22 protein-coding genes, 1 other RNA gene and 1 other annotated feature are annotated in these 25,733 nt (G+C 44.5%); of the genes, 18 read left to right on the plus strand and 5 right to left on the minus strand.

Annotated elements, in window-relative coordinates; translation table 11 throughout:
* Window positions 1-340: 340 nt before the first annotated feature.
* The 6 genes from ruvA to yajC are packed head-to-tail and all read left to right on the plus strand — an operon-like array spanning window position 341 to window position 4,653.
* Entirely contained in the window at window positions 341-958 is a 618-nt protein-coding gene (gene ruvA / locus HOP45_RS16790) for a Holliday junction branch migration protein RuvA (protein WP_181350540.1), read from the plus strand.
* 20 nt (window positions 959-978) lie between these two features.
* Window positions 979-1,980: a Holliday junction branch migration DNA helicase RuvB gene (ruvB, locus tag HOP45_RS16795; protein WP_181350541.1), complete on the plus strand. Its 1,002-nt coding sequence runs from the start codon at window positions 979-981 to the stop codon at window positions 1,978-1,980.
* On the plus strand, window positions 1,977-2,177 hold the full coding sequence (locus HOP45_RS16800) for a DUF2905 domain-containing protein (protein WP_181350542.1): 201 nt from the start codon (window positions 1,977-1,979) through the stop codon (window positions 2,175-2,177). Before ruvB ends, HOP45_RS16800 begins: the two co-directional genes overlap by 4 nt.
* A 13-nt stretch (window positions 2,178-2,190) precedes the next feature.
* Window positions 2,191-3,222, plus strand: a complete 1,032-nt coding sequence (gene queA, locus HOP45_RS16805) for a tRNA preQ1(34) S-adenosylmethionine ribosyltransferase-isomerase QueA (RefSeq protein ID WP_181350543.1) — start codon at window positions 2,191-2,193, stop codon at window positions 3,220-3,222.
* Between the two features lie 16 nt (window positions 3,223-3,238).
* Window positions 3,239-4,375, plus strand: a complete 1,137-nt coding sequence (tgt, locus tag HOP45_RS16810; RefSeq protein ID WP_181350544.1) for a tRNA guanosine(34) transglycosylase Tgt — start codon at window positions 3,239-3,241, stop codon at window positions 4,373-4,375.
* 14 nt (window positions 4,376-4,389) lie between these two features.
* A complete protein-coding gene (gene yajC, locus HOP45_RS16815) occupies window positions 4,390-4,653 on the plus strand; it encodes a preprotein translocase subunit YajC (RefSeq protein WP_181350545.1) in 264 nt (87 codons plus the stop codon).
* Window positions 4,654-4,688: 35 nt separating this feature from the next.
* Here yajC and HOP45_RS16820 read toward each other — a convergent pair whose 3' ends face one another.
* Window positions 4,689-5,078 carry a TIGR04086 family membrane protein gene (locus HOP45_RS16820; protein WP_181350546.1) on the minus strand — a complete coding sequence of 130 codons (390 nt, stop codon included), beginning with the start codon at window positions 5,076-5,078 and terminating at the stop codon, window positions 4,689-4,691.
* Between the two features lie 122 nt (window positions 5,079-5,200).
* Here HOP45_RS16820 and HOP45_RS16825 point away from each other — a divergent pair, with 122 nt between their 5' ends.
* Both HOP45_RS16825 and HOP45_RS16830 read left to right on the plus strand, forming a co-directional pair.
* Window positions 5,201-6,487: an ArsB/NhaD family transporter gene (locus HOP45_RS16825; protein ID WP_181350547.1), complete on the plus strand. Its 1,287-nt coding sequence runs from the start codon at window positions 5,201-5,203 to the stop codon at window positions 6,485-6,487.
* Window positions 6,488-6,603: 116 nt separating this feature from the next.
* Window positions 6,604-7,200 (plus strand): DUF421 domain-containing protein, encoded by a 597-nt coding sequence (locus tag HOP45_RS16830; RefSeq protein WP_181350634.1) that lies wholly within the window; start codon window positions 6,604-6,606, stop codon window positions 7,198-7,200.
* A 430-nt stretch (window positions 7,201-7,630) separates the two neighbouring features.
* Here the strand turns inward: HOP45_RS16830 and spoVB are convergent, their stop codons facing one another.
* Entirely contained in the window at window positions 7,631-9,184 is a 1,554-nt protein-coding gene (gene spoVB, locus HOP45_RS16835; RefSeq protein WP_181350548.1) for a stage V sporulation protein B, read from the minus strand.
* A 117-nt stretch (window positions 9,185-9,301) separates the two neighbouring features.
* Between spoVB and HOP45_RS16840 the strand changes: the two genes are divergently transcribed.
* The 7 genes from HOP45_RS16840 (at window position 9,302) to dtd (ending at window position 18,370) form a co-directional block, all read left to right on the plus strand.
* Entirely contained in the window at window positions 9,302-9,610 is a 309-nt protein-coding gene (locus HOP45_RS16840; RefSeq protein WP_181350549.1) for a post-transcriptional regulator, read from the plus strand.
* 213 nt (window positions 9,611-9,823) lie between these two features.
* Window positions 9,824-12,103 (plus strand): protein translocase subunit SecDF, encoded by a 2,280-nt coding sequence (secDF, locus tag HOP45_RS16845; RefSeq protein WP_181350550.1) that lies wholly within the window; start codon window positions 9,824-9,826, stop codon window positions 12,101-12,103.
* A gap of 191 nt (window positions 12,104-12,294) precedes the next feature.
* Window positions 12,295-12,642: a LapA family protein gene (locus HOP45_RS16850; RefSeq protein ID WP_181350551.1), complete on the plus strand. Its 348-nt coding sequence runs from the start codon at window positions 12,295-12,297 to the stop codon at window positions 12,640-12,642.
* 58 nt (window positions 12,643-12,700) lie between these two features.
* A complete protein-coding gene (gene recJ, locus HOP45_RS16855) occupies window positions 12,701-15,028 on the plus strand; it encodes a single-stranded-DNA-specific exonuclease RecJ (RefSeq protein WP_181350552.1) in 2,328 nt (775 codons plus the stop codon).
* Complete coding sequence (locus HOP45_RS16860) at window positions 15,018-15,530, plus strand: adenine phosphoribosyltransferase (protein WP_181350553.1); 513 nt, start codon at window positions 15,018-15,020, stop codon at window positions 15,528-15,530. Before recJ ends, HOP45_RS16860 begins: the two co-directional genes overlap by 11 nt.
* A gap of 176 nt (window positions 15,531-15,706) precedes the next feature.
* A complete protein-coding gene (locus tag HOP45_RS16865; RefSeq protein WP_181350554.1) occupies window positions 15,707-17,911 on the plus strand; it encodes a RelA/SpoT family protein in 2,205 nt (734 codons plus the stop codon).
* A gap of 15 nt (window positions 17,912-17,926) precedes the next feature.
* Window positions 17,927-18,370: a D-aminoacyl-tRNA deacylase gene (gene dtd / locus HOP45_RS16870; protein WP_181350555.1), complete on the plus strand. Its 444-nt coding sequence runs from the start codon at window positions 17,927-17,929 to the stop codon at window positions 18,368-18,370.
* Between the two features lie 103 nt (window positions 18,371-18,473).
* Here dtd and HOP45_RS16875 read toward each other — a convergent pair whose 3' ends face one another.
* On the minus strand, window positions 18,474-19,748 hold the full coding sequence (locus HOP45_RS16875; RefSeq protein ID WP_181350556.1) for an N-acetylmuramoyl-L-alanine amidase family protein: 1,275 nt from the start codon (window positions 19,746-19,748) through the stop codon (window positions 18,474-18,476).
* 256 nt (window positions 19,749-20,004) lie between these two features.
* Window positions 20,005-20,230 (plus strand) — a binding site (T-box leader).
* Between the two features lie 62 nt (window positions 20,231-20,292).
* Here HOP45_RS16875 and hisS point away from each other — a divergent pair.
* The 3 genes from hisS (at window position 20,293) to ssrS (ending at window position 23,644) form a co-directional block, all read left to right on the plus strand.
* Window positions 20,293-21,573, plus strand: coding sequence for a histidine--tRNA ligase (hisS, locus tag HOP45_RS16880; RefSeq protein ID WP_181350557.1), 1,281 nt, complete (start codon window positions 20,293-20,295; stop codon window positions 21,571-21,573).
* 2 nt (window positions 21,574-21,575) lie between these two features.
* On the plus strand, window positions 21,576-23,354 hold the full coding sequence (gene aspS, locus HOP45_RS16885; protein ID WP_181350558.1) for an aspartate--tRNA ligase: 1,779 nt from the start codon (window positions 21,576-21,578) through the stop codon (window positions 23,352-23,354).
* A 99-nt stretch (window positions 23,355-23,453) separates the two neighbouring features.
* A non-coding RNA gene (gene ssrS, locus HOP45_RS16890) (6S RNA) lies at window positions 23,454-23,644 on the plus strand.
* 56 nt (window positions 23,645-23,700) lie between these two features.
* On the opposite strand, the gene HOP45_RS16895 is transcribed toward ssrS, so the two are convergent.
* The gene (locus HOP45_RS16895) at window positions 23,701-24,357 is read right to left on the minus strand and encodes an RsfA family transcriptional regulator (RefSeq protein WP_181350559.1); all 657 of its coding nucleotides are present in this window, start codon (window positions 24,355-24,357) and stop codon (window positions 23,701-23,703) included.
* Between the two features lie 100 nt (window positions 24,358-24,457).
* Window positions 24,458-25,729, minus strand: coding sequence for a replication-associated recombination protein A (locus HOP45_RS16900; protein WP_181350560.1), 1,272 nt, complete (start codon window positions 25,727-25,729; stop codon window positions 24,458-24,460).
* Window positions 25,730-25,733: the final 4 nt, after the last annotated feature.

Here is a 25,733-nt window from a genome sequence, read left to right on the forward strand (position 1 = left end):
AAAATCGCTCTTTTTTTATTCAGACCAAAAAACAGGACAGTATTTCAGTGGCCTCACGAAGAAGTCCGAGGAGGCTTGCCGCCATCCCCACAGGAAAGCGAGTAGCTTCCCAACCACCCCTGACGCTTAATACGGCAACGAACACCAGTTATCTCGAAACGGAGTCTTACAGAATTCTGTCTTTTAGCGAAAGACTCCGTTTCGAGGTAAATATCTATTTCACATATCAGCAACAAACTTTAACTGAGCCATTAATAAACTAAGGCACGAGATGCTTATGCGAACGTGTGCTTGTGTGTTACAATTAATAAAAGATTTAGCGTAAGAGAGGACCCTGACTATGATTGCTTATGTACGTGGTGTATTGACGATGATTGCTGAAGAATCTATTGTAGTGGAGACAGGCGGAGTGGGATATGACATTTTATGTGCTGATCCCTATATGTTCCAGGATCAATTAAACAACGAAATCCGAGTATTTACATACCACTATATACGAGAAGATGCGCAAACTTTATTTGGATTTAAAAAGAAGGAAGATAAACAGTTGTTCGCCCAGTTGTTGAATGTGTCCGGAATCGGACCTAAAGGTGCTTTAGCGATTTTGGGATCGGTCACTGTCCGTGAATTTGTAACAGGGATTGAACAAGAAGATGAAGCGTACCTCACCAAATTTCCTGGAGTCGGCAAAAAAACCGCCAGACAGATGATACTCGATCTGAAAGGGAAATTGGTCGTCTGGCTCCCGGATCAGGAGCATGACACCCCCTCGGTTTATACACAAGGTGCTCCATCCGGTGAACAGCGAGAAGCCGTTGATGAAGCCTTAGAAGCGTTAAAGGCGCTTGGATATACGGATAAAGAACTGAAGCGTATAAGACCTGAGCTCGTGAAAGCGACACATGCTAATTCTGACGATTTCATCCGTCAAGGGTTACAACTGTTAATGAAAAACTAAGTAGAAAGAGGTAAGCAGCCATGGAGGAACGCATGTTATCAGGAGAACTTCAAGGTGCCGAGGCGAACGAAGAATTAAGTCTCCGCCCAGAAAAGTTAGATCAATATATTGGGCAGGATAAAACGAAAAAGAACCTAAGCATATTTATTGAAGCTGCTCGAATGCGTGAAGAACCACTGGACCATACCCTGTTGTTCGGCCCTCCTGGCTTAGGGAAAACAACACTGGCTTCAATTATTGCCAATGAAATGGGTGTGCAATTTCGCATGACATCTGGTCCTGCTATTGAACGGGCTGGAGATCTAGCAGCGATTTTATCGTCACTGGAGGCTGGAGATGTTTTGTTTATTGACGAAATCCATCGGCTTCCTCGTTCCGTAGAGGAAGTGCTCTATCCTGCCATGGAAGACTTTTGTTTGGATATCGTGGTGGGGACAGGACCGAGTGCCCGATCAGTCCGTCTCGACTTGCCGCCGTTTACACTTGTCGGAGCGACAACCCGGGCAGGGTTATTATCTGCCCCGCTGCGCGACCGTTTTGGCGTTCATTCCCGTTTGGATTTCTATGACAACACAGCATTGTGTTCCATTATCGAACGTACGGCTGACATTTTTGATGTGGTCATTGAAAAGAGTGCGGCAGCTGAAGTCGCACGCCGTTCCCGGGGAACCCCGAGGATTGCCAATCGCCTGTTGAGGCGTGTGCGCGATATTGCGCAAGTGAAGCGGGAAAATAGTATCGGATTGGAAACAGCTCAACAAGCGTTACGGATGCTTCAAGTTGATGCGAGGGGCCTTGACCACATTGACCATAAACTTTTGCTTGGTATGATGGACGGCTTCAAAGGTGGGCCTGTAGGACTTGATACGATTTCCGCCACAATTGGCGAAGAATCCCAGACGATTGAAGATGTATATGAACCTTATTTACTGCAGCTCGGATTCATACAAAGGACCCCGAGAGGACGCGTGGTCACGCCTATGGCCTATGCACATTTTGACAGGGAGGTGCCTGAGGCTTGACGGGGTTTGGAAAGATATTTATTGTTATAGGGATTGCATTTGTAGTAATCGGGCTGATTTGGAGTTTCATTGGAAAATTACCGGGAGATATCAGTTTTAAAAAAGGAAACGTTACGTTTTATTTTCCGATCGTAACTTCAATTGTAGTCAGTATTATTTTAAGCCTTATTTTTTATCTAATCGGAAGAATAAGGTGACGGGAGAATAGAAATGGCACACAATATAGACCAATACGATTTTGATTTACCCGATGAGTTGATCGCTCAAGTTCCATTAGAAGATCGTACGTCATCACGGTTAATGGTGCTTGATCGGAACAAACGAACGGTGGAACATCATCATTTCACTGATATTACATCGTTTCTTAAGCCTGGAGATTGTCTTGTATTAAATGATACCCGCGTTTTACCTGCCCGCTTATACGGAGTTAAAGCAGAAACAGGTGGTAAGGTTGAAGTGCTGCTCCTTCATCAGCAAACTGAGAATGAATGGGAAGTACTGGTTAAACCTGGCAAAAAAGTTAAGGAAGGAACGGTCCTTTCATTCGGTGATGGGCTGTTAACGGCTGAGTGTACAGGCGTAAAAGATCACGGTGGCCGGCTCCTGGCATTTTCTTATGAAGGCATTTTTTTAGAAGTGTTAGAAGCTTTAGGAGAAATGCCTTTGCCGCCTTATATTAAAGAGCAATTGTCAGACCGAGAACGGTATCAGACCGTCTATGCGAAAGAGGAAGGCTCGGCTGCTGCTCCTACGGCTGGTCTTCATTTTAGCCAGGATCTGTTAGCTGAATTGCAACATCAAGGGATAGAGCTGGCTTACATTACGCTTCATGTCGGCCTCGGTACGTTTCGGCCGGTTGCAGTTGAAGACGTTGAGCAACACGAGATGCATGCTGAATTTTATCAAATTGATCAACCGACAGCAGATCAGCTGAATAAGGTGAAAGCAGCAGGAGGCCGTATCATATCGGTGGGCACGACTTCAACGCGAACGTTAGAGACGATTATGAGAGATCATGAGCGGTTTGTCGAGGCACGAGGCTGGACAGATATATTTATTTATCCCCCTCATCCCTTGCAAGCGATCGATGGTCTAATTACGAATTTTCATTTGCCTAAGTCGACGTTAATTATGCTGGTCAGCGCATTTGCAGGGAAAGATTTTATTCTAGATGCTTATCAACGAGCAATCGAGCATCGTTACCGGTTTTTCAGTTTCGGGGATGCGATGTTGATTTTATGAGGAAAGGGAATACGTCATGGCAATCACCTACGAATTGATTAAAACGTGCAAACAAACCGGTGCAAGGCTCGGGAAGGTCCACACGCCTCATGGTTCTTTTGAAACGCCAATGTTTATGCCAGTGGGAACCCTTGCTACCGTTAAAACGATGAGTCCTGAAGAATTAGAGGAGATGGGGGCTCCTATTATATTATCCAACACGTATCACTTATGGCTGCGTCCAGGAGAAGATATTGTAAAGGAAGCAGGCGGACTTCATCAATTCATGAACTGGGACGGGTCTATCTTGACCGACTCGGGAGGGTTCCAAGTTTTCAGTTTGAGCAACCTCCGGCAGATTGAAGAAGCCGGTGTTCACTTCCGCAATCATATTAACGGAGAAAAATTATTTTTATCACCTGAAGGGGCCATGAATATTCAAAATGATTTGGGCGCGGATATTATGATGGCCTTTGACGAATGCCCCCCTTACCCAGCGGAGTTTGAGTATATGAAAGCATCTGTGGAAAGGACGAGCCGCTGGGCAGAAAGGTGTCTGAACGCTCATCAGAACGAGAAAACGCAAGGGTTATTTGGCATTATTCAAGGTGGCGAACACGAAGCGTTAAGACAACAGAGTGCGGCTGATCTCACCTCAATGGATTTCCCAGGTTACGCGATCGGAGGCTTATCCGTCGGGGAACCGAAAGAGGTAATGAACCGTGTGCTGGAATTTACATCACCTCTGCTTCCTCAACATAAACCTCGTTATTTGATGGGGGTCGGCTCGCCGGATTCATTGATCGAAGGGTCGATGCGCGGGATGGATATGTTTGATTGTGTTCTACCGACTCGGATTGCGCGAAACGGCACATGCATGACCTCTAACGGGAGGCTGGTTGTAAGAAATGCAAAGTACGCCCGTGACTTCACACCGATCGACGAAAACTGTGACTGCCGGGTATGCCGTTCTTACAGCCGTGCGTATATTCGGCACCTTATCAAAGCCAATGAAACATTCGGGTTTAGATTAACGACTTATCATAACCTTTATTTTCTGTTAAAATTGATGAAGCGAGTTCGCGAAGCCATAAAAGAAGACCGTTTAGGTGATTTTAAACAAGACTTCTTTGAACAATATGGTTTCAATCAAACAAACGCAAAGAACTTTTAGAGAGGGGGAAGGGAATGGATACATTAGGAGCTTTACTACCCATTATTCTAATGTTTGTCATCTTCTATTTCCTGTTGATTCGTCCACAGCAAAAGAAACAGAAGAAAGTACAACAAATGCAGGCGGATTTGCAAAAGGGTGACCGCGTTATTACCATCGGTGGACTACATGGTACGATCCATGCGATTGACGAAGGCACGGTTATACTTAACATTGAAGATGAAACAAAAATGAAATTTGATCGGTCTTCAGTACGGGAAGTACTGAATCAAGATTAATAAAATGAAAATGACTCCCTTTATGAGAAAGGGAGTCATTTTTTGTGGCTTGTATGCCGCCTGGGCCAATTCACACCGACCATGCCCCCCAGCCATGAAACAGCCAATACAGCGAGGAAATACAGAAGCTGTGATTTAGAAACCCATTGGTTTTCGACAACTAATTGGATGAGTAAAATTAATACGATAAAAACCACGCCGGTCATCGTACCGGAAAGCCACCCTTTTTCTCCGGTTTTGTAAGCAGCAAACCCTCCGCCTAGAGCTATGATCATCAGCCCGGCGATCATTGCGATCGTTTGTAAGATGCTCGTATCAATCGTGGTGAAGCGAAGCAGTATCGCTAAGATAAAACTCGTGAGCAGCATAAATACTGCGATCAATCCGATTCCATATCCGGTGACAGATTTTATCAGCTTGTTCAAAGCACGCACCTCCCCTTACTGCTTGTCTTTACACTATATGCAAGCTGGACTGAAAAATAGAAGCAGATATTTTGTCCACCTCTTGAATACAATGGTAAAAAGCTTGCAAAGGGGAAGGTTTAATGACTTGGATCGCCCTTCTGATTTTCGTCATAAGTTACGCTCTGATTATGACTGAACGATTCAATCGTGCGCTCGTGGCCTTAGCTGGCGGAGTGCTTTTACTTTGTACTAATGTATATGAATGGCCGGATGCAATCGGTTATGTTGATTGGAAGACGGTAGCTTTATTATTCTCCATGATGGTCCTCGTATCGATCACGAAGCGGACTGGAATTTTTGAATTCATCGCGATCCGCTTAGCTCAATCCGTACAGGGACGCCCTGTTCCGTTATTAATGGTTGCTTCCGTGTTCACGGCAGTAGGGTCTGCATTTCTTGATAACGTTACGACGGTCTTGCTCTTTGTGCCTATTTTGCTGACACTTGTTAAAAAGTTGGACTTGCCCGCCTTCCCTTATTTATTAATGACCATTTTCAGTTCGAATATCGGGGGAACGGCTACTTTAATCGGCGACCCCCCCAATATTATGATTGGCCAAGCGGTGGAACATTTCAGTTTTATGTCGTTTGTCTACCACTTAGGACCGGTGGTGGTTGTGATTTTCTTGCTCACGACAGGCTTGTTATGTTTGCTTTTTCGGAAGCAGTTGGTCTACAACCCTGAAAAAGCTGCTCACTTAATGAAGATGGATGCCAAGGCTCATTTAAAACACACGCCTTTACTTTATCAATCCACAAGCGTTCTGATTCTCACCATCGTAGGATTTATTCTACACCCAATCCTCCATGTTGAATTAACGACGGTTGCCGTCAGCGCTGCGCTATTTTTACTTTTATTGACGGACAAGGAAGTGTCGTGCGAGAAAGTATTCGAACAAGTCGAGTGGGGCACGTTATTTTTCTTTATGGGGTTATTCATGCTAGTCGGTGGACTTGAAATGGTCGGGCTGATCGATGAATTGGCTAGAGGGATTATGTGGGTATCAGGGGGCGATCTCCCTGTCACGGCTATCTTAATGCTCTGGAGTGCCGGCATACTTTCCGGTATTGTTGATAACATCCCATTTGTAGCAGCTCTTATTCCGGTGGTGCAGGAATTTCAAGGCTACGGCATGATGGATGTAGATCCGATATGGTGGGCGCTCGCGCTTGGCGCATGCCTGGGAGGTAATGGGACATTGATCGGAGCTTCGGCTAACGTTGTGGTTGCCGGGCTCGCAGCTAGTTATAAAGAACCCATTTCATTTATTCGTTTTTCTTTATATGGCATTCCGGTGTTGATCGGTTCATTAATCATTTCTACAATTTACATTTTTTTCCGCTATTTACTCCCTTTTTTATCATAGAAATCTCAGGATAGGTCAAACTACATATAAATGGACCTTCCGGAGGATGAACGTGTGTGGAGAATGAACTTGTCTTTATTGCTATTCGAACATTTTTTACGTATTTCTTAATATTGATGGTCTTTAGAATGATGGGAAAACGAGAAATCGGCGAGTTGAGTGTGATGGACCTTGTCGTGTTTATCATGCTCGCTGAAATCGCCATTTTTATAATCGAAGATCCAGAGTCGAACATTTGGAATGCCATCGTACCAATGAGTGTCTTATTTCTTATTCAAAAACTAAGCGCCCTGATCGCTTTGCGGAGTCGAAAATTTCGAGATTGGTTTGATGGTAAACCCGCCATGATCATCAGGCACGGTAAGGTTGATGAACACGAAATGCGAAAACAACGCTATAATTTTAATGATCTGCTTATGCAATTAAGAGAAAAAGGGATTGAAAGCATCCAGGAGGTCGACTTTGCTATCCTCGAGCCGTCAGGCAAACTTTCCGTCTTTGAGAAAAAAGAAGATGATCCTTCGGGGCTATCCATCCCCCTGGTTTCAGATGGTGAAATTCAATATAGCTCATTACGAAAAGTGCGAAAGAACCAGCAGTGGCTGACAAATGAACTGGCTAAACGAGGCTATAACACTCTAGAAAATATCTCATTCTGCTCGATTGATGAGCAAGGTGAATTATTTATAGACGTGAAAAATGAATTCCGATGACTGAGCATTAAGCCGGGGCCGCCCAAATCCGGGGAAAATCGCCCAAGTGAGAAGTAGAATCGCCCAAGCAGTGAGGAATCGCCCAAGTGAGGCCCCGAACCGCCCAAATCCGGGAATAATCGCCCAAGTGAGAGGTAAAATCGCCCAAACGAGGCTGCGAATCGCCCAAGCAGTGAGGAATCGCCCAAATGAGGCCCCGAACCGCCCAAATTCGGGGTGAATCGCCCAAGTAAGAGGTGGAATCGCCCAAACGAGGCCGCGAATCGCCCAAGCAGGCAAGAACCGCCCAAGCGAGGCCCCGAACCGCCCAAATGAGTGGCCGGGTCCCAGGAACTCATAAAAAGACCATCATTCAAACGCCCGAATGATGGTCTTTTTTCAGTTTCTATTTGTCCATGGTCTCCGTTACTTACTTGAGCGTTATTTAAAATTATGGACGCGGTTTCTTTTTGAAAGGAAGCTGCTTTAATTCTTCAAACGTGATGAGCTTCAATATAAACAAAAGCATGATATAGAGAATCGCTAAAATAAACAAGATCGGCAGGAATTGAGAGAGTGTCGAAGCATCTAAAAATGTGAGATGTTTCATTCTGGTAGCTGTGAAGCTGAGGATTACCATGAGCAAACCAGTCTTGAACAAGACCATCCAGGGGACCTGGAAGTCTGCGTGCCTCATGAGGGAGACGATATGAAGAAATGTCACGACTAATACGCCTGTAATCATGGCGATGGCCACTCCCTGGATGCCGAACTGAGGTTGTGAGGCTAAACCGATCAAGACGACAAATTTAACGATAGACCCGATCACACTATTCCACATTGCCGGCTTGGCCATATCCATAGCTTGCAAACTTGCTTGCAGCGGAGCCTGGATATAGAGCAGCAAAAAGAATGGAGCCATGAAGGTGAGTAAAGAAGCGGCGTTCGCTGTTCCATACATTAAATTCAACAGGATGATCGGAAATACCATGAGCACAACGGTAGCTAAGCCCCCTGAGGCGAGTGACAACCGGATGGATTGCGTCATACGATATTGGATTAAGCCTTTTTCTCCCTTGGCAGCTGCCTCGCTGATAGACGGTATGAGCGCTACAGAAAGGGAGTGTGTTATAAAAGTAGGTAAGAATAGTAAGGGGAGAAGGTAGCCTGTTAATTCTCCGTATTGCCGCGTTGTTTCTGCGGTTGTCAAACCTGCTATGGCTAAACTTTGGGCAACCAAGATCGGCTCGAAAAAATAGGTGATGGAGCCGACGAGACGGCTGCCTGTTGTAGGCAGTGCGATTGATAGTAGTTCATTTAACGTTTCTTTCCCTTTCCCTAAGTAATTTTTCCATTTATGGCGTAGTTGAAAAGATTTCTTTATGGTGAACATTCTCATCATATATAATAGGGAAACGAGTTCACCAATAATGACTGAGAACATCGCGCCTGCGGCTGCATATTCTATGCCGTATGGCAGCATAAGATGGGTGAGGAAATAAACGCACGAGATGCGGACGATTTGTTCCAACACTTGTGATACAGCTTGTGGTTTCATATTTTGGCGTCCTTGAAAATAGCCGCGAATAACGGCTGAAATCGCTGTGATGGGCACGATGGGACTGATAGCCATTAACGGATAAAGTGCTCGGACATCAGTGAGAAACCATTTGGCGATGATCGGGGCACCGGCGATCATTAATGTGGTAAAAAGAATACTCAAGGCTCCCGTTAACGTTAACGATACAATCAGAATTTGTTTGATCTTTGCGGTGTTCCCGGATGCCTCAGCTTCGGCGACGCGTTTTGAAATTGCTACAGGCAGCCCGAATTGGGTTAATGTAATGGCTAAAATCAAGGTAGGGAGTGCCATCATATAAAGCCCTACACCTTCTTCTCCCATTACTCGGGCTACGACGATGCGATTGATAAAACCAAGCAGTCGGGTAACCATCCCTGCGGCTATTAATATTAACGTTCCTTGGAGAAAAGTTTGCTTCGTCATATTTATTATCCGCCTTCTCAAAGAAATGAAATTCAGCTACAATAATGTATATGCAATCAATTGGACAGGCAATGACTATAAATCGTGGGATGATATTCAAAGGAAAGGGGATTAGCCGTGGAGGAATACAAATATGTGAGTGAATGGAAAAGCGTACTTGGTCCTGCCCTACAAAGCAAGGCTGAGGAATTGATGACGATGGGGTATGCCAGAGCCACACAGGAGGATGTCTGGAATTGTCTTAAGAAAAAAGTGTGGAAAGGAGATCCGGAAAAACGGTTGCATCAGGTCGTGCAGGATATTATGCATTTAAGTTCTAATTTATATATGAGTTATTTGACTGTTTCGGCTTATCAGGATGATGATCTGATGGCATCCATCAATGCTCTGACAGAAAGTGCTGAAGACCAGCATGAGTCCAAATGATCATTTGTTGACATAAGCTTCCAAGACTCTCTATAATGAGTCTGTTGTGACTGACTGATGAAGCATATTAGCAAATCGGATACAAGGGCGTCTGCTCAGATAAAACAGGACACCTGATGTCCCTACATATGTAAAGCACCATACTACTTATTCAGGCTTGTCCGTTCTTTAGATTGGCTGGTTGTATGGAGACAAAAGGAGGAACGAATAGCCATGGTTAAAAAAGGTCGTATTGCTGCCTTTTTTCTTATTGTGATGATAATTGGCGCACTAATTGGCACGACCGTGACAGGGGTGACCAAGGATATTAAACTTGGTTTGGACCTGCAAGGCGGGTTTGAAGTATTATACGAGGTTGAGCCTTTAAACGAAGGTCAGGAAGTTAACGAAACAGTCATGGAAGCAACGGTTGAATCGTTACGCGAACGTGTTGACGTGTTAGGTATCAGTGAAACGAATATTGCCATTGAAGGCGAAAACCGTATCCGCGTTCAGCTTGCGGGAGTCGAAAACCAATCGGAAGCCCGAGAACTTCTCTCGACAACAGCTGAGCTTTCTTTCCGTGGTGTTGAAGGGAAGGAGTATATGGATGGTTCTGACATCGTGGAAGGGAGCGCCTCTCAATCCTACAATGATATGAACCAGCCGATCGTCACCCTGGATGTGAAGAGTGCTTCTGATTTCTATGATGTGACGAATGAAATTTATAACAAAGATCCGATACCTGATGCCCCATATCCGCCCAATTTATTAGTGATTTGGCTGGATTACGATGAAGAGAGCTCGTTTGCTGAGGAATACGGCAAAGAAGATCCTGCCTACATATCCGCCCCGGCTATTAATAATGGGCCAATACGCAGTAACCAAGTCATGATTGAAGGACCGGATTTCACGGTTGAATCGGCCAAGCAGCTTGCTGATATTATCAATTCCGGCTCGCTCCCCGTCGATTTAGAAGAAATGTACTCCACCTCAGTAGGAGCTCAATTCGGTGAACAGGCCATGAATAAGACGATATTCGCCGGATTTCTTGGAATCGGTATTATCTTCTTGTACATGATGGGTTACTACCGTTTTCCTGGGGTGATCGCGAGTGTAACCCTGTCCGCTTACATTTATTTGATTCTAGTCGTGTTCGAATGGATGAACGGGGTCCTGACTTTGCCGGGCATTGCCGCGTTAATCCTCGGTGTTGGTATGGCAGTCGATGCTAATATCATTACGTATGAACGCATTAAAGAAGAACTGAAATCAGGTAAAACATTGCAATCAGCGTTTAAAGCAGGTAATCAGCGCTCGCTTTCGACCATTTTGGATGCGAACATTACGACCTTGATTGCAGCGGCTGTACTCTTTATCTTCGGAACAAGTTCAGTCAAAGGATTTGCGACGATGCTCATTGTCAGCATCCTCGTCAGCTTTATTACAGCGGTGTACGGCACGCGATTATTCATGGCCCTTTGGGTGAAAAGCCGTTTCTTGAATAAACGGCCAGGTTGGTTTGGCGTGAAACGTGACGAGATCCATGATATTGAAGAAGGGGAAGAAGTGGAACCGACCTTTTTTGGACGACGTTTCGATTTTGTTAAATACCGGAAGCTCTTTTTCACCCTCTCGATGGCGCTCGTTACAGCCGGCATAATTGCATTGGCGGTCTTCCGCTTAAATCTGGGAATTGACTTTTCACACGGCTCTCGAGTTGAACTCCTTGCTGATCAACAAGTCGATACGGAAGAAATAAATAATACGATGCAAGAAGAATTCAATATAGAACCCGAAAAAGTGATCATGTCAGGCGACAACAACGAAATTGCCGTGGCGCGTTTTGATACGGTTTTAAGTGAAGACAAAATTGCAGAAGTCAAATCCTATTACAATGAACAATTCGGCAACGAACCCAACGTGAGTACCGTGTCGCCTGTAGTTGCAAAGGAACTGGCTAAAAATGCGGCCCTTGCCGTACTGTATGCTTCAATCGGCATCATCATTTATGTTACGATCCGATTTGAAATATTCTTCGCCATAACAGCGATTATTGCTTTGCTGCATGATGCATTCTTTATTCTCGCGCTGTTCAGTCTCACTCGTCTGGAGTTTGATATTACCATCATCGCAGCAATTCTGACGATTGTCGGTTATTCGGTCAACGATACGATTGTCACGTTCGATCGGATTAGGGAAAACTTGAAATTGGAAAAGCGTGTGAAAACATTTAAAGAACTCGCTGCCATTGTGAATAAAAGTCTAATGCAAACAATGGCGCGCAGTATTAACACGGTCCTCACAGTGGTATTTGCTGCTGTTATGCTGTTGTTTTTCGGTGCTACCTCCATTACGAACTTTGCATTTGCTCTCGTTGTAGGTCTTGTAGCAGGTACCTATTCCTCCTTGTTCATCGCAGCTCAATTATGGCTGGTTACAAGAGGACGTAATATCAAGGACAAACCAATCCAGTATATTAAGAAGAAAAATACCGGTGGCCCACAAGTCTAAGGGGCAGACTCTATTAAATCTTAGTGTTTGGGTTGAGCCGTTCAACAAAACGTTTGTTAAAGAGTCGTAATCTGAGATGATTACGACTCTTTTATTCGGTGATTCAAGGATTGCTGATTCGACATGCAGGGTAATGATATACTGTAACCACTACTATTCATACAGTAGTTAGGAAAAAGGAGGCATGCGAGATGAGAGGTCAATCTTATATCATTTTGGCTCTGATATTTGCGTTGTTAATTGCGATTTTTGCAGTCATTAATGTAGAGCCGGTTGAAGTTAATTATCTTTTTGGAACTGGAGAAGCCCCGTTGATTCTGGTTATCATTATTTCTGTTTTAATGGGTGGGCTGATAACGGCGTCTGTCGGAGCGGTCAAATACTTTAAATTGCAGAGAGAAAATAAAGGGCTGCGCCAACACGCGACCACGTCTTCGGAGCGAAGCAAAGAAAGTTCTCTGTCTAATGAAGAGCCAACATACGAAGAATCCCCATCTAAGATAGATCGTGAGACCAAGCAGGATGATCGTTCATCATGATACCGAATTTGCTCCCCCTGACTCGCTCTTGTATAATGGTTGAGTCAGGGGTGAAATTATGCTTGCGAGTAAAATGAAATGGAACTTTACATATAATCAAGCGTCAAAAGACGAATCAGATAAGCAGCAAATGGGCCAGATTGCAGACCGTTTGCTACATATGCGTAATGTTAAGGATCAATCAGCTGTAAACCGTTTCATTAAGCCATCTTTAGACGATCTCCATGATCCCTTTTTGATTAGTGATATGGAGAAAGCGGTCAATCGGATACATAAAGCCATTGAGAATGATGAAAAACTGCTGGTTTTTGGTGATTATGATGCGGATGGGGTTTGTTCGACGGCAGTTATGATGGAAGCATTAATGGATGCAGGTGCAGATTGTGATTTTTATATACCGAATCGATTCACTGAGGGATATGGACCGAATGAACCGGCATTTCAATCAGCGAAAGATGCGGGAGTTTCCGTTATCATTACAGTAGATACAGGAATTGCTGCAATCGATGAAGCTAATGCTGCACGTGAGATGGGGATTGATCTGATCATCACTGACCACCACGAGGTCCAAGAGGAGCTTCCTGATGCATTTGCAATTGTTCATCCTAAAACGTCACCTCAGTACCCTTTTAAAGAGCTTGCCGGTGTAGGAGTAGCTTTCAAATTCGCGCATGCCCTTCATGGGCGGTTGCCCGAAGAGCTGCTTGAATTTGTGGCGGTTGGGACGATCGCTGACCTTGTCCCCTTACAAGAGGAGAACAGAAACCTTGTATGGCATGGCTTAAAAAAAATTAACCTGTCGACACGTCCTGGTATCCAAGCACTGAAACGGGTTGCTGGGGTGGAAGATGCGATTGACGAGGAAGCCATTGGATTCATGCTTGCGCCGCGGTTGAATGCAGTGGGCAGACTCCAGTCGGCTGATCCTGCTGTCGATCTGCTGCTGTCTAAGAATGCTGAAGAATCGTTGAACGTGGCTCAAATGATTGATGAGTTGAACAACGAAAGAAAGAATATGGTCCAATCGATTGCACAAGAAGCTGAACAAATGCTGATGTCAGAAGGTATTGAGGATAATCAGTACGCCATTGTCGTAGCAAAAGAAGGCTGGAATCCCGGTGTGCTTGGCATTGTCGCTTCAAAATTGGTTAACCGGTTTGATCGTCCAGCCATTGTGCTCGGTATCGATGCTGAGACAGGGGTGGCAAAAGGTTCTGCCAGAAGTATCGAGGCGTTTGATTTATTCAGCAATTGTATGAAACTTAAACATTTGTTCACCCAATTTGGCGGCCACGCTCAGGCAGCTGGGATGACGCTTCCGGTAGGTAACATTGCAGAAGTCAGGAAGCAGTTGAATGAGTTAGCTGATGCATTACTGGAACCAGAAGATTTCAAACAGTCGCTTCAAGTTGATATGAGCTTGGACATTGCAAGCGTAGATTTATCCCAATTAGAGGAGATCAATCAACTTCGACCGTTTGGGATGGGAAACCCGAAGCCGATCTTTCATCTTGAACAAGCACCGAAAGAAATAAGACGCATTGGCAGCAAGCAAAATCATCTCAAGTTTCAATTTCAGAAAGAAGGACGTAAACTTGATGGGATTGCGTTCGGCTTCGGAGATGTGTATCCAGCCATCTCCCCGCATGCCAATTTGCAAGCCGTCGGCGAACTCAATGTAAACGAGTGGAACGGACGACGTAATGTACAAATTATGATCAAGGATCTCAAAATCGATGAATGGCAGCTATTTGATTACCGTGGTTCGAAACATATTCACAAGCAAATCGATATTCCAGATAAGGAAAACCATATTGCGGTGAGTTTTCGCAACAATTCCAGCGCATTGCCTCTTCAGGTATTTCAACCCGAGGAGCTGTATGGCCTTCAGCATGTGGACGGCTTATGGGTGGTGGACCTTCCCTACAACCTCGACGCGTTTGCTCAAGTTGTCCGTCAGGTTCAGCCAGATAAGCTTATGGCGTGCTACAGAGTAGAAGATGGGGCATTTTTAAACACGATCCCAAAGCGAGAGCATTTTAAGTGGTTCTATGCAATGTTGAAAAAAAAGGAAACGTTCGATATGAAGACCGATGGAGAGATATTAGCTGCTCGGAGCGGCTGGAACCATGATTTAGTTGAATTCGTTACCCAGGTGTTTTTTGAACTGGAGTTTGTTAGAATAGAGAATGGATTAGTATCACTGAATACTTCTCCATCAAAAAAAGAATTAAGTGAATCGCTGCTTTATCAAGAGAAATTTGAGCAACTACAAATTGAGCAAACCCTCTATTATTCAAGTTTTCCGGAGTTAAAACAGTGGCTGGATCAATATATATTAGAGCAACGGGATGCCGTGAAGGAGGAAGTCGCAAATGGATTATAAGGAACACATTGCTATTGTCGAGGATTGGCCAAAAGAAGGTATAAAGTTTAAAGATATCACGCCATTGATGGATAATGGGAAAGCTTTCAAATCAGCAGTAGATGATATTGTGGAATATGCTAAAACGCAGGAAATCGATCTCGTTGTGGGCCCTGAAGCACGAGGGTTCATTGTCGGATGTCCCGTTTCTTATGCTCTCGAAATCGGTTTCGCCCCGGTTCGTAAAGAAGGTAAGCTTCCTCGCGAGACGATCCAGACAGATTACGGTTTGGAATACGGAAAAGATGTTTTAACGATTCATAAAGATGCCATAAAACCAGGCCAGCGCGTTTTAATCATAGATGACCTCCTAGCGACCGGGGGAACGATTGAGGCGACGATCAATCTGGTTGAAGAATTGGGCGGAATTGTAGCCGGATGTGCCTTCCTAATCGAGCTTACGTACTTAGAGGGACGAAGTAAATTAGATGGCTATAACGTCCTCACTTTAATGCAATATTAATTAACGAAGGAGTGCCCGCTTAGGGGTGCTCCTTGTTTATCACCTGTATGGAGTCGATAAAGCTAATGGGAACGTATATATAGATAAGAAGTGTATTTCTTTACATTTTTCGATCTTTTTTTGATAATAAGAAAAATGATGTTTGTTTTGAAAGTCTAAGGAACCAGGGTGATTAGATGTCGAAAGATAATATTTTGACAGCTGAAGATGTCATACAATCAGCAAGCAGCTATTTGAATGAGGATAACCTCACGTTTATTCGCCGCGCTTATGAGTTTGCCGAGCAGGCTCATAAAGATCAATACCGTAAGTCCGGCGAACCGTATATTCTGCATCCCATTCAAGTTGCAGGCATCCTTGTGAATCTTGAAATGGATCCGGAAACAATCGCCGGGGGTTTTTTACATGACGTCGTTGAGGATACAGACGTTTCCGTAGAGACACTGGAAGAACAGTTCAGCCATGAAGTAGGCATGCTTGTGGATGGTGTGACAAAGCTGGGAAAAATTAAATATAAATCAAAAGAAGCTCAGCAGGCAGAAAATCATCGCAAAATGTTTGTGGCTATGGCTAAAGACATGCGTGTCATCCTGATTAAACTTGCGGATCGACTGCATAACATGAGGACATTGAAACATCTTCCTTCTGATAAACAACGCCGTATTTCAAACGAGACGTTGGAAATTTTTGCTCCTTTGGCTCATAGGCTTGGGATTTCCACTATTAAATGGGAATTAGAGGATACTGCTTTACGTTATCTCAACCCTCAGCAGTATTATCGCATTGTTCATTTGATGAAGCAAAAGCGTAATGAGCGGGAATATTATTTAGAAGATGTCATGAAGGAAATTGAACAACAACTGGAAGAAGTCAATATCGAGGCTGACTTGTCCGGACGCCCGAAACATCTTTACAGCATTTATCGCAAAATGGTATTACAAAATAAGCAGTTTAATGAAATATACGATTTACTTGCCGTGCGCATCCTGGTTAATAGTATAAAAGATTGCTATGCTGTTCTCGGTATCATTCATACGTGCTGGAAACCGATGCCGGGGCGTTTCAAAGACTATATCGCCATGCCTAAACCGAACCTTTACCAATCGTTGCATACAACGGTAATAGGTCCTAAAGGAGACCCACTTGAAGTGCAGATCCGGACACACGATATGCATGAAATTGCAGAGTTCGGAATTGCAGCACACTGGGCTTATAAAGAAGGTGCCGATGTAGATTCGAATAAGAAATCGTTTGAAGATAAATTGACGTGGTTCCGGGAAATTCTGGAGTGGCAGAGCGAAACGCATGATGCTGAGGAATTCATGGAGTCATTGAAAGTGGATTTGTTTTCCGATATGGTGTATGTCTTCACGCCTAAAGGGGATGTCATCGAGTTGCCTTCGGGCTCGGTACCGATCGATTTTGCTTACCGGATTCACACGGAGGTGGGCAATCAAACCATAGGCTCAAAAATCAATGGAAAAATGGAGCCCCTTGATTATCAATTGAACACAGGTGACATCGTGGAAGTCATGACATCCAAACATTCTTATGGCCCTTCAAAGGACTGGGTGAAGCTTGCCCAAACCTCGCAAGCTAAAAATAAAATAAAACAGTTCTTTAAAAAGCAGCGCAAAGATGAAAATATCACAAGAGGTAAAGATCTTGTGGAAAAAGAAATCCGGAATTTGGACATTAACCCGAAAGACGTCATGACCTCGGAGAACCTTGAACGTGTTGCTGAGAAGTTCAACTTTACAAGTGATGATGACATGTATGCTGCGGTCGGCTATCAAGGGATTACAGCTGCTCAGATTGCGACAAGGTTAACGGAACGACTTCGCCAACGTCAGTTGAAAACGCAAGATCTTGAGGAGACCTTGGCGGACGTCAATACGAGTGAAAGTAAACCGAAGCCTTCACCGAAAAAGGATTCCGGCGTTCGTGTGGAAGGTGTCGATAACCTGTTAGTACGGCTATCGAAGTGTTGCAGCCCTGTGCCGGGTGATGATATTGTAGGCTATATTACAAAAGGTCGAGGTGTGTCGGTTCACCGGACGGATTGCCCAAATGTGCAGACAGAAGAGGCTCAGTCCCGTCTCCTCCCCGTAGAATGGGAGAGTTCTGTAACAGCTTCAAAGCAGTACCATGTAGATTTGGAAATCTCCGGATATGATAGACGAGGTTTATTGAATGAAGTATTGCAGTCTGTGAATGAAACAAAGACGAACATTACGGCGGTCTCGGGAAAATCGGATCGCAATAAAATGGCAACGATTCATATCACCATTCTGATTCAGAATATCAGTCATCTTAAGAAAGTCGTGGAACGTATCAAACAAATTCAAGACGTGTACACCGTCCGACGGGTCATGCAGTAAACGAGGGGTATATAAATGAAAGCTGTTATTCAAAGAGCTGAAAACGCTTCTGTCTCGGTAAATGAAGAAACGGTGGGACATATCGACTTCGGACTTGTGGTGTTATTAGGTGTAAGCCATGAGGATACAGAAGAAGATGCGACGTATCTTGTTAATAAAATTGTTAATTTGCGAATTTTTGAAGACGAGCATAATAAAATGAATCTTTCCCTGAAAGACGTAGGTGGAAAGGTTCTGTCAGTTTCGCAATTCACTCTCTTCGGTGATACGCGTAAAGGACGTCGTCCCAGCTTTATGAAGGCTGCGCCCCCCGAACAAGCTACGCAGTTATATGAAATTTTTAACGATTTGGTTGAATCAGAAGGAATTGAAGTGGAGACGGGGAGATTCGGAGAAATGATGAATGTGAATCTCACCAATCAAGGGCCCGTAACGTTAATCATTGATAGCAAGGAATAGAATAGGAAGCGGCGTGGTTTGACGGAGCGTTCATGGAACACCACCCTAAAACACAAAAAATCCGAACATTTCGCTGAAATCGTTCGGATTTTTTGTGTTTTATTTAGTCTGTAAAGTAAGCTTTTAATCCATCATGAATGCCATCCGTGACATTCTCTTGATAAGCGGAGGTTTGTACATATTGCTCCTCATAGGAGGTAGACAGAAAGCCCAGTTCTAATAAAAGGGAAGGGACCTGTGGTTCTCTGATCATGTGATAATTTGAAGCTGAATACCCTCTGTCGGTCATACCCGTGGCATCGATCATAGCAATATGAACCATGTTAGCCAGATGCTCGTTTTCGTTTCCATTATAAAATGTACTGATACCAGAAGCGTTTTGCACATGAGGCGCGCTATTATAATGAAGGCTGATAAAGGCATCAGGCTTGGACGTGTTTGCGAACGAGGACCTCGCTGCTAAGGATAAATACTGATCATCATCTCTGGTCAAAAGCACGTTAGCTCCGGATTGTTCGAGTTTTTTCATCAAAGTCAAGGCTGTATCCAGATTGAGCGTTTTCTCATAGGTGCCGTTTATACCAATGGTGCCTGAGTCTCTTCCACCGTGACCCGGATCGATCATGACGGTCTTATTTTTTAAGCCATCCTGATTAGTGGTTTCAGATTGACTCGAGCCTTTTATGGAAACGAGCCAACCCGCTACGTAAGCTGTTCCATTTTCGGTTTGAATGTGATACCAATCATTTTGCTTTTCTATGACGTCAAAGCGTTCGCCTGCATCCCGTTGGCCGATAACTTTATGATTTGTGGACGGCCCCGCTCTTAAGTTCGTAGCATTATATTGCAGGGTCGCTATGCTTTGCTCAGCATTGACAGAGGTATCGGACGAATTGGACGTATCACGATTGTCAGAGGGTTTGGTCGCTAACGCGGTGTAATCGCGATGGATCCACCCGTTTACGCCCTCATATGAAATATGTAACCAATTGTCTCTTTGCTCAAGCAGTTCGACCTCGTCACCTTCCATGAGATACCCTTTGATAGCCGACTGTGTAGTGGCTTCTGACCGTATCCTTAAATGGTCTACGTTACAAGTGGTGACGTGCTCCTCCTGAAATTGCACATGCTGCTTTGCTATCCAGCCGGTCGTGTCGTTCCAATTTATTTTCACCCAATCTTCCTTGGTCTCCTGTACGCTGAACGTATCATCTTGATGGACCGTACCCGTTTGGTTGTAATCGAGGCCTGGACCGCTGCGCACATTTAATGTATCCACCTCAACAAGGACTTCATTTGCTTGAATGGATGAAGCGGAAGAGCCAAGCAATATTAAGAAGACTGCAATAAATGTAATTGAATACCATATTTTTGCCAACTTACCACCCTTTCTCATGATTGTCATATAAAAACATATTCTATAGTACCCGGTTATTTCCTTCCCACTAACTGAATAAACTCCAATTTTTGAGTCTCCTTGAAAGAGTAGTTTCATAAGAGCGTTCGATTCAAGATTTCAGAGTGATGGGTCTCAAGTTAACAGACCAAATTACATGAAACTTTGTGATATTCAACAGGAAGACTTGACAATAAGGATGACGACGCTTATGATTAAAATCAATTCTATAATTCGTTTAGAACCAGAGATGGAAAAAGTAACTGAGAGACGCGTGTTCAGAGAGGAAAAACCACTGGCTGGAAGTTTTTCTGCACAATGACTCAGTGAAAGACATTCCTGAGGTTTCATATCGAAAAATGAGTAGGTATGGACGTATACAGGCGTTAACTGTTTGAGCGGAAGTGTATACATTAGAAGCACTTCAATCAGGGTGGCAACGCGGGTCAATTCCCGTCCCTTTTTCTAAGGAAAAAGGGACGGGAATTTTTTGTTGTCTCAAAAATCGATTAAAGGAGGCTTAATCATGAACATAAAAGCACCACGCGGAACGCAGGATATTTTGCCAGGTGATTCTGAGAAATGGCAATATGTTGAGCGTACCTTAGGCGATCTGTGTCGTCGTTACAATTATAAAGAAATCCGTACCCCTGTTTTTGAGCATACTGAACTTTTTCAGCGCGGGGTAGGGGAAACGACTGATATTGTTCAAAAGGAAATGTACACATTTGAGGACAAAGGCGGCAGAAGCATCACCTTGCGTCCGGAGGGTACCGCCTCGGTTGTTCGTTCATTTGTGGAGAATAAAGTCCATGGTTCCCCCAATCAACCGACAAAATTGTATTATTTCGGCCCGATGTTCCGGTATGAACGTCCTCAGCAAGGAAGAACCAGACAGTTTGTGCAATTCGGAATCGAAGCTTTGGGAAGTGCCGATCCCGCCATTGACGCGGAAGTATTAGCCTTAGCTATGAATGCTTATCAAGAACTGGGGCTGCAGTCGCTGACCCTCGTGATCAACAGCTTGGGTGATCAAGAGAGTCGTGACAATCATCGAAACGCGTTGATCAACCACTTTGATCCTTACCGTGATGAACTGTGTGAAGATTGTCAACACAGACTGGATCAGAATCCGCTCCGTGTACTGGATTGCAAGAAAGATCGCAATCATCCTGCCATGGAGAGCGCTCCGTCCATTCTTGAGCATTTGAACGAAGAATCTCAACACTATTTTGCTCAAGTACAGACTTACTTGGATGATATGGGCATTGACTATGTCATCGATCCGAATTTGGTTCGCGGGTTAGATTATTACAATCATACAGCGTTTGAAATCATGAGTAATGCAGAGGGTTTCGGTGCTATCACGACTTTAAATGGAGGCGGACGTTACAATGGGCTGGTTGAAGAAGTAGGAGGACCCGAAACCCCGGGAATCGGCTTTGCCTTAAGTATAGAACGCCTGTTAATGGCTTTGGAAGCCGAAGGTGTGGCGCTCCCTGTTGATGATGAGCTTGACTGCTACTTTGTCACGATGGGCAGTAAAGCTGACGAAGCAGCCGTTCGCTTAATTTATGAGCTCCGCAAAGCAGGTATTCAGGTGGATAAAGATTATTTAGGACGGAAGGTCAAAGCTCAATTCAAGTCTGCAGACCGTTTGAAAGCTAAGCAGGTCATCATGCTTGGAGATGACGAATTACAAGCAGGCAACGTCAATGTGAAAAATATGACATCTGGAGACCAGCAGGAGATGAAGTTAGATGAGCTGGTTCCGTATTTGAAGCACGAGTTAGCAGGAGGAGAGTAAAGATGGAAAGAGTTCATTGTGGCAGCTTACGCGTCGAACATATTGGTTCAACAATCAAGTTAAAAGGCTGGGTAGAAAAACGCAGGGATCTTGGCGGGTTGATTTTTATTGATTTGCGCGACCGGTCTGGGCAAGTCCAAGTCGTATTCAATCCGGAAGTTTCAAGTGAAGCCCTCCACATTGCCGAAAATGTGAGAAGTGAGTATGTTTTAGATATTGAGGGGGAAGTACTCGAACGTGATGAACAGACGGTCAATCCGAATCTCGAAACAGGAAGGATTGAAGTCCAAGCCAGGCAGGTCGCTATTTTAAATAAATCGAAAAACCCGCCTTTTGTCATCCAGGAAGGGGCTGACGTGGCGGAAGACCTTCGCTTGAAATATCGCTATTTAGACTTGCGTCGTGACGACATGCAGCAGACGTTCAAAATGAGGCATCAAACTACTCAAGCCATTCGGAACTTCTTGAATCAAGAAGATTTTATGGAAATGGAAACACCGATGCTAACGAAAAGCACCCCGGAGGGCGCACGGGATTATCTGGTTCCAAGCCGGGTCCATCCGGGCGAATTTTACGCCTTGCCTCAATCGCCACAATTGTTCAAGCAGCTCTTGATGATGTCAGGCTTTGAAAAATATTATCAGTTTGCTCGTTGTTTTCGTGATGAAGATTTGCGGGCTGATCGCCAGCCTGAATTCACTCAGATCGATATCGAGATGAGCTTCATGTCAATAGAAGACATTATGGCTATGACAGAGCGCATGATGAAAAAAGTGATGAAAGATGTAAAATCCATTGAGGTGAACACGCCGTTCCCGAGGCTCACTTATCAGGAAGCGATGGAGCGCTATGGGTCAGATAAACCTGATACGCGTTTCGGTATGGAGCTTGTCAATATCTCAGACGTGGTGAAGGATTCCGGGTTTAAAGTGTTCAATGATACGGTCTCCTCAGGAGGAAAGGTCAGTGCTATCACCGTTAAAGGGAAAGCAGACGCGTTTTCACGTAAACAAATCGATCAGTTGACCGACTTTGTTAAAGTCTATGGCGCCAAAGGGTTAGCCTGGATGAAGGTTGAGGAAAGTGGAATGAGCGGTCCCATAGCAAAATTCTTCTCGCAAGAAGAGAAAGATACGCTCATGAATCAGCTTTCAGCGGAAGAAAACGATCTCCTGCTTTTTGTGGCTGACCAAACCTCTGTTGTGCAAGAGAGTCTTGGAGCGCTGCGTACAAAACTTGGAAAAGAACTCGACCTTATCAACACATCCAAGTTCAACTTCCTTTGGGTAACGGATTGGCCGCTGCTAGAATATGACGAAGATGAAGGCCGGTATTTTGCCGCTCATCACCCATTTACAATGCCAGTTGCGGAAGATGTGGAAAAACTTGACACAGAACCGGAGAATGTTCACGCTGAGGCATATGATCTCGTCTTAAACGGGTATGAACTGGGAGGCGGATCGCTACGTATCCACCGCAAAGAGCTTCAGGATCGCATGTTTGAGGTTCTCGGATTTGATCAAGAGGAAGCGGAAGAGCAATTTGGTTTTCTATTGGAATCTCTGGAGTATGGGGCTCCGCCTCACGGAGGAATTGCGCTTGGGTTTGATCGGCTCATTATGATTTTAGCTGAAAGGAACAACTTGCGTGACACGATTTTGTTCCCTAAAACAGCTTCAGCATCGGATTTGATGACGGAAGCTCCATCAACGGTGAACCCTGCCCAATTGCACGAATTGAATCTCCAACTTCAGCGGAGGAGTAAAGGCAAACAGGACTAGGAACAAAGATCGAAATTGCCATTTGTAACCATTATAGCCTTGAGAAAGCTTGAAATGCACATCCCCATATGCTATGATTTAGTTACAAATTAAGAGGAAGCAATCCTGATGTGTACGTTGTTCGAATGTACGTTTTGACCGAACAGTTATGAATAGGGAGCCTGCCGTTTTCGCGTGGCGTGCAAGCCTCATTTACCTACAATGAGAGGAAGCACAAAGCGTGGAACAAGGCACCCACCTGCCGAGAGCGGGTTCAAAACTCATGAAACAACGGCACGATTGGGATTGTTTCCATACATAAAAAAAAACCTTAAGGGCTTCCCTTAAGGTTTTTTTATTGGATACGTTATCGGGCAACATGTTCTAAGTTACCATTCTTCTCCATGCGAAACTGTGGTTTTTCATGCGAATCTTGATCATCAAAGATAACCATTTTTCTTGCACGGTCCATAATTTGGATCAACACTTGATAGTCTTCTTGAATGGTCTGGATTTGTTGGCCTTGTACATGTTTTTCTTGCTTCAATTGCTCAATTTCCTGTTTTAATTGATTGTTTTCCTGTTCTAAAAGTTGAACATTTGCATAAGACCGCTGTTCTTTTGATAAATCCTGTAAAAAGGCGATAACCTGTTTTAAAGAAAGAGACGCTTCTGATTGAACAACAGGGGTCGCAGCTTGCTTTGTGTATGCTGGCATCTGTCTGTCAGATTGGTCGGGTTCCACTGCAGGTAAGGCCGTTTGTGTGACTTCTGGAATACGTTTTGCTTCTGCCCGCTTTTTTTCTTTTCGTTGCTTTTTGGCAATCTGCACAGCTTGTTCATATTTTTGTCTGACTTCTGCATTCCATCTGAATCCACATGCGGCAGACGTGCGGTTAAGGAGATCTCCCACTTCCTCAAAAGCATTCAATTGCGTGCTACCTTCACGAATGTGTCTAAGAATTGTTTCGGCTAGTAATAAATCATCCTCATGAGACCAAGCATCTTGTCTTACTTTCGTCATCATTTTCACTCCTGTTTCTGGTTTAGGTCTACCATTTGTGAATGATAGTTTGACAGTTTTGTCAGTATTGTAGCCACCAGACACAGAAATTATACGAGGATTAGGATTGATTTTGTATTTTATCGTAAACGTGCTTTAAGGATTGTTCAAACTTTCCGGTTGCTTTTGGCTGGTAATAACGCCGATGTTTGATTTTATCGGGGAGATACTGTTGCCTGACCCATGCGTTGTCGTAATTATGGGGATACTTATAAGCGACGCCGCGTCCCATCTTTTTGGCGCCTTCATAATGGGAGTCTTTCAAATGGATCGGAACATCACCGCTCATGCCTTTACGCACGTCTGATAAAGCTTCATCAAGTGCTTTGTAAGCACTGTTTGATTTAGGTGAAAGGGCAAGCTCGGTGACGGCAGTTGCAAGGGGGATACGGCCTTCAGGAAATCCCAGACGTTCTGCTGCTTCAATAGCTGCCAGAGCTCTAGGACCGGCTTGAGGGTTTGCCAGCCCAATATCCTCATAGGCGATAACAACCAATCTTCTACCGATACTGTCAAGATCTCCTGCCTCAATTAGACGGGCGAGATAGTGCAACGCAGCGTCCACGTCACTGCCTCGTATCGATTTTTGGAAAGCTGACAAGACATCGTAATGAGCGTCGCCATCTTTATCATGGGAAAAACTTTTTTTCTGCATGCATTCTTCGGCTGTGGCCAAATCAATCGATATGGTTCCATCACGCGCTTCAGGTGTCGAAAAGGCAGCAAGTTCCAATCCGTTTAAGGCAGCACGCAAATCCCCATTTGACGCCAGGGCAAAATGTTCAAGGGCCTCGGGTGTAATGCTGATGTTCATGTCACCGAGTCCTTCATCTGTATCATTGACTGCCCGCAAGACAGCTTCTTCGATGTCGGATTCGGAAAGGCGATAGAGTTCAAACAAATGACAGCGGCTGCGTATCGCTGGGTTGATGGAGTGGTAGGGATTGCTCGTGGTGCACCCGATCATCGTTAGTAAATTGCTTTCCAAATGGGGAAGCAGGAAGTCTTGTTTGCTCTTATCGAGTCTGTGCACTTCATCAAGGATTAAAACGAGCTGGCCGTGCATTTTAGCTTCTTCGACCGCAGCTTCCATGTCTTTTTTCCGGTCTGTTACGGCATTTAACATTTTGAACGGGAGACCTAAATGTTTGACTAACGCAATTGCAACGGAGGTTTTCCCTGTCCCAGGGGGGCCAAACAAAATCATGGAAGCCAGTCGATTGGCTGTCACCATGCGGTGGATGGTTTTGCCCTCCGTCACCAGGTGCTGTTGTCCGATAATGTCTTCTATTCGTTTCGGTCGCATTCTGAATGCGAGAGGTTTTTGAGTCATGGCC

The sequence above is a fragment of the Thalassobacillus sp. CUG 92003 genome (assembly GCF_013618635.1).
Classification (GTDB): Bacteria; Bacillota; Bacilli; order Bacillales; family Halobacillaceae; genus CUG-92003.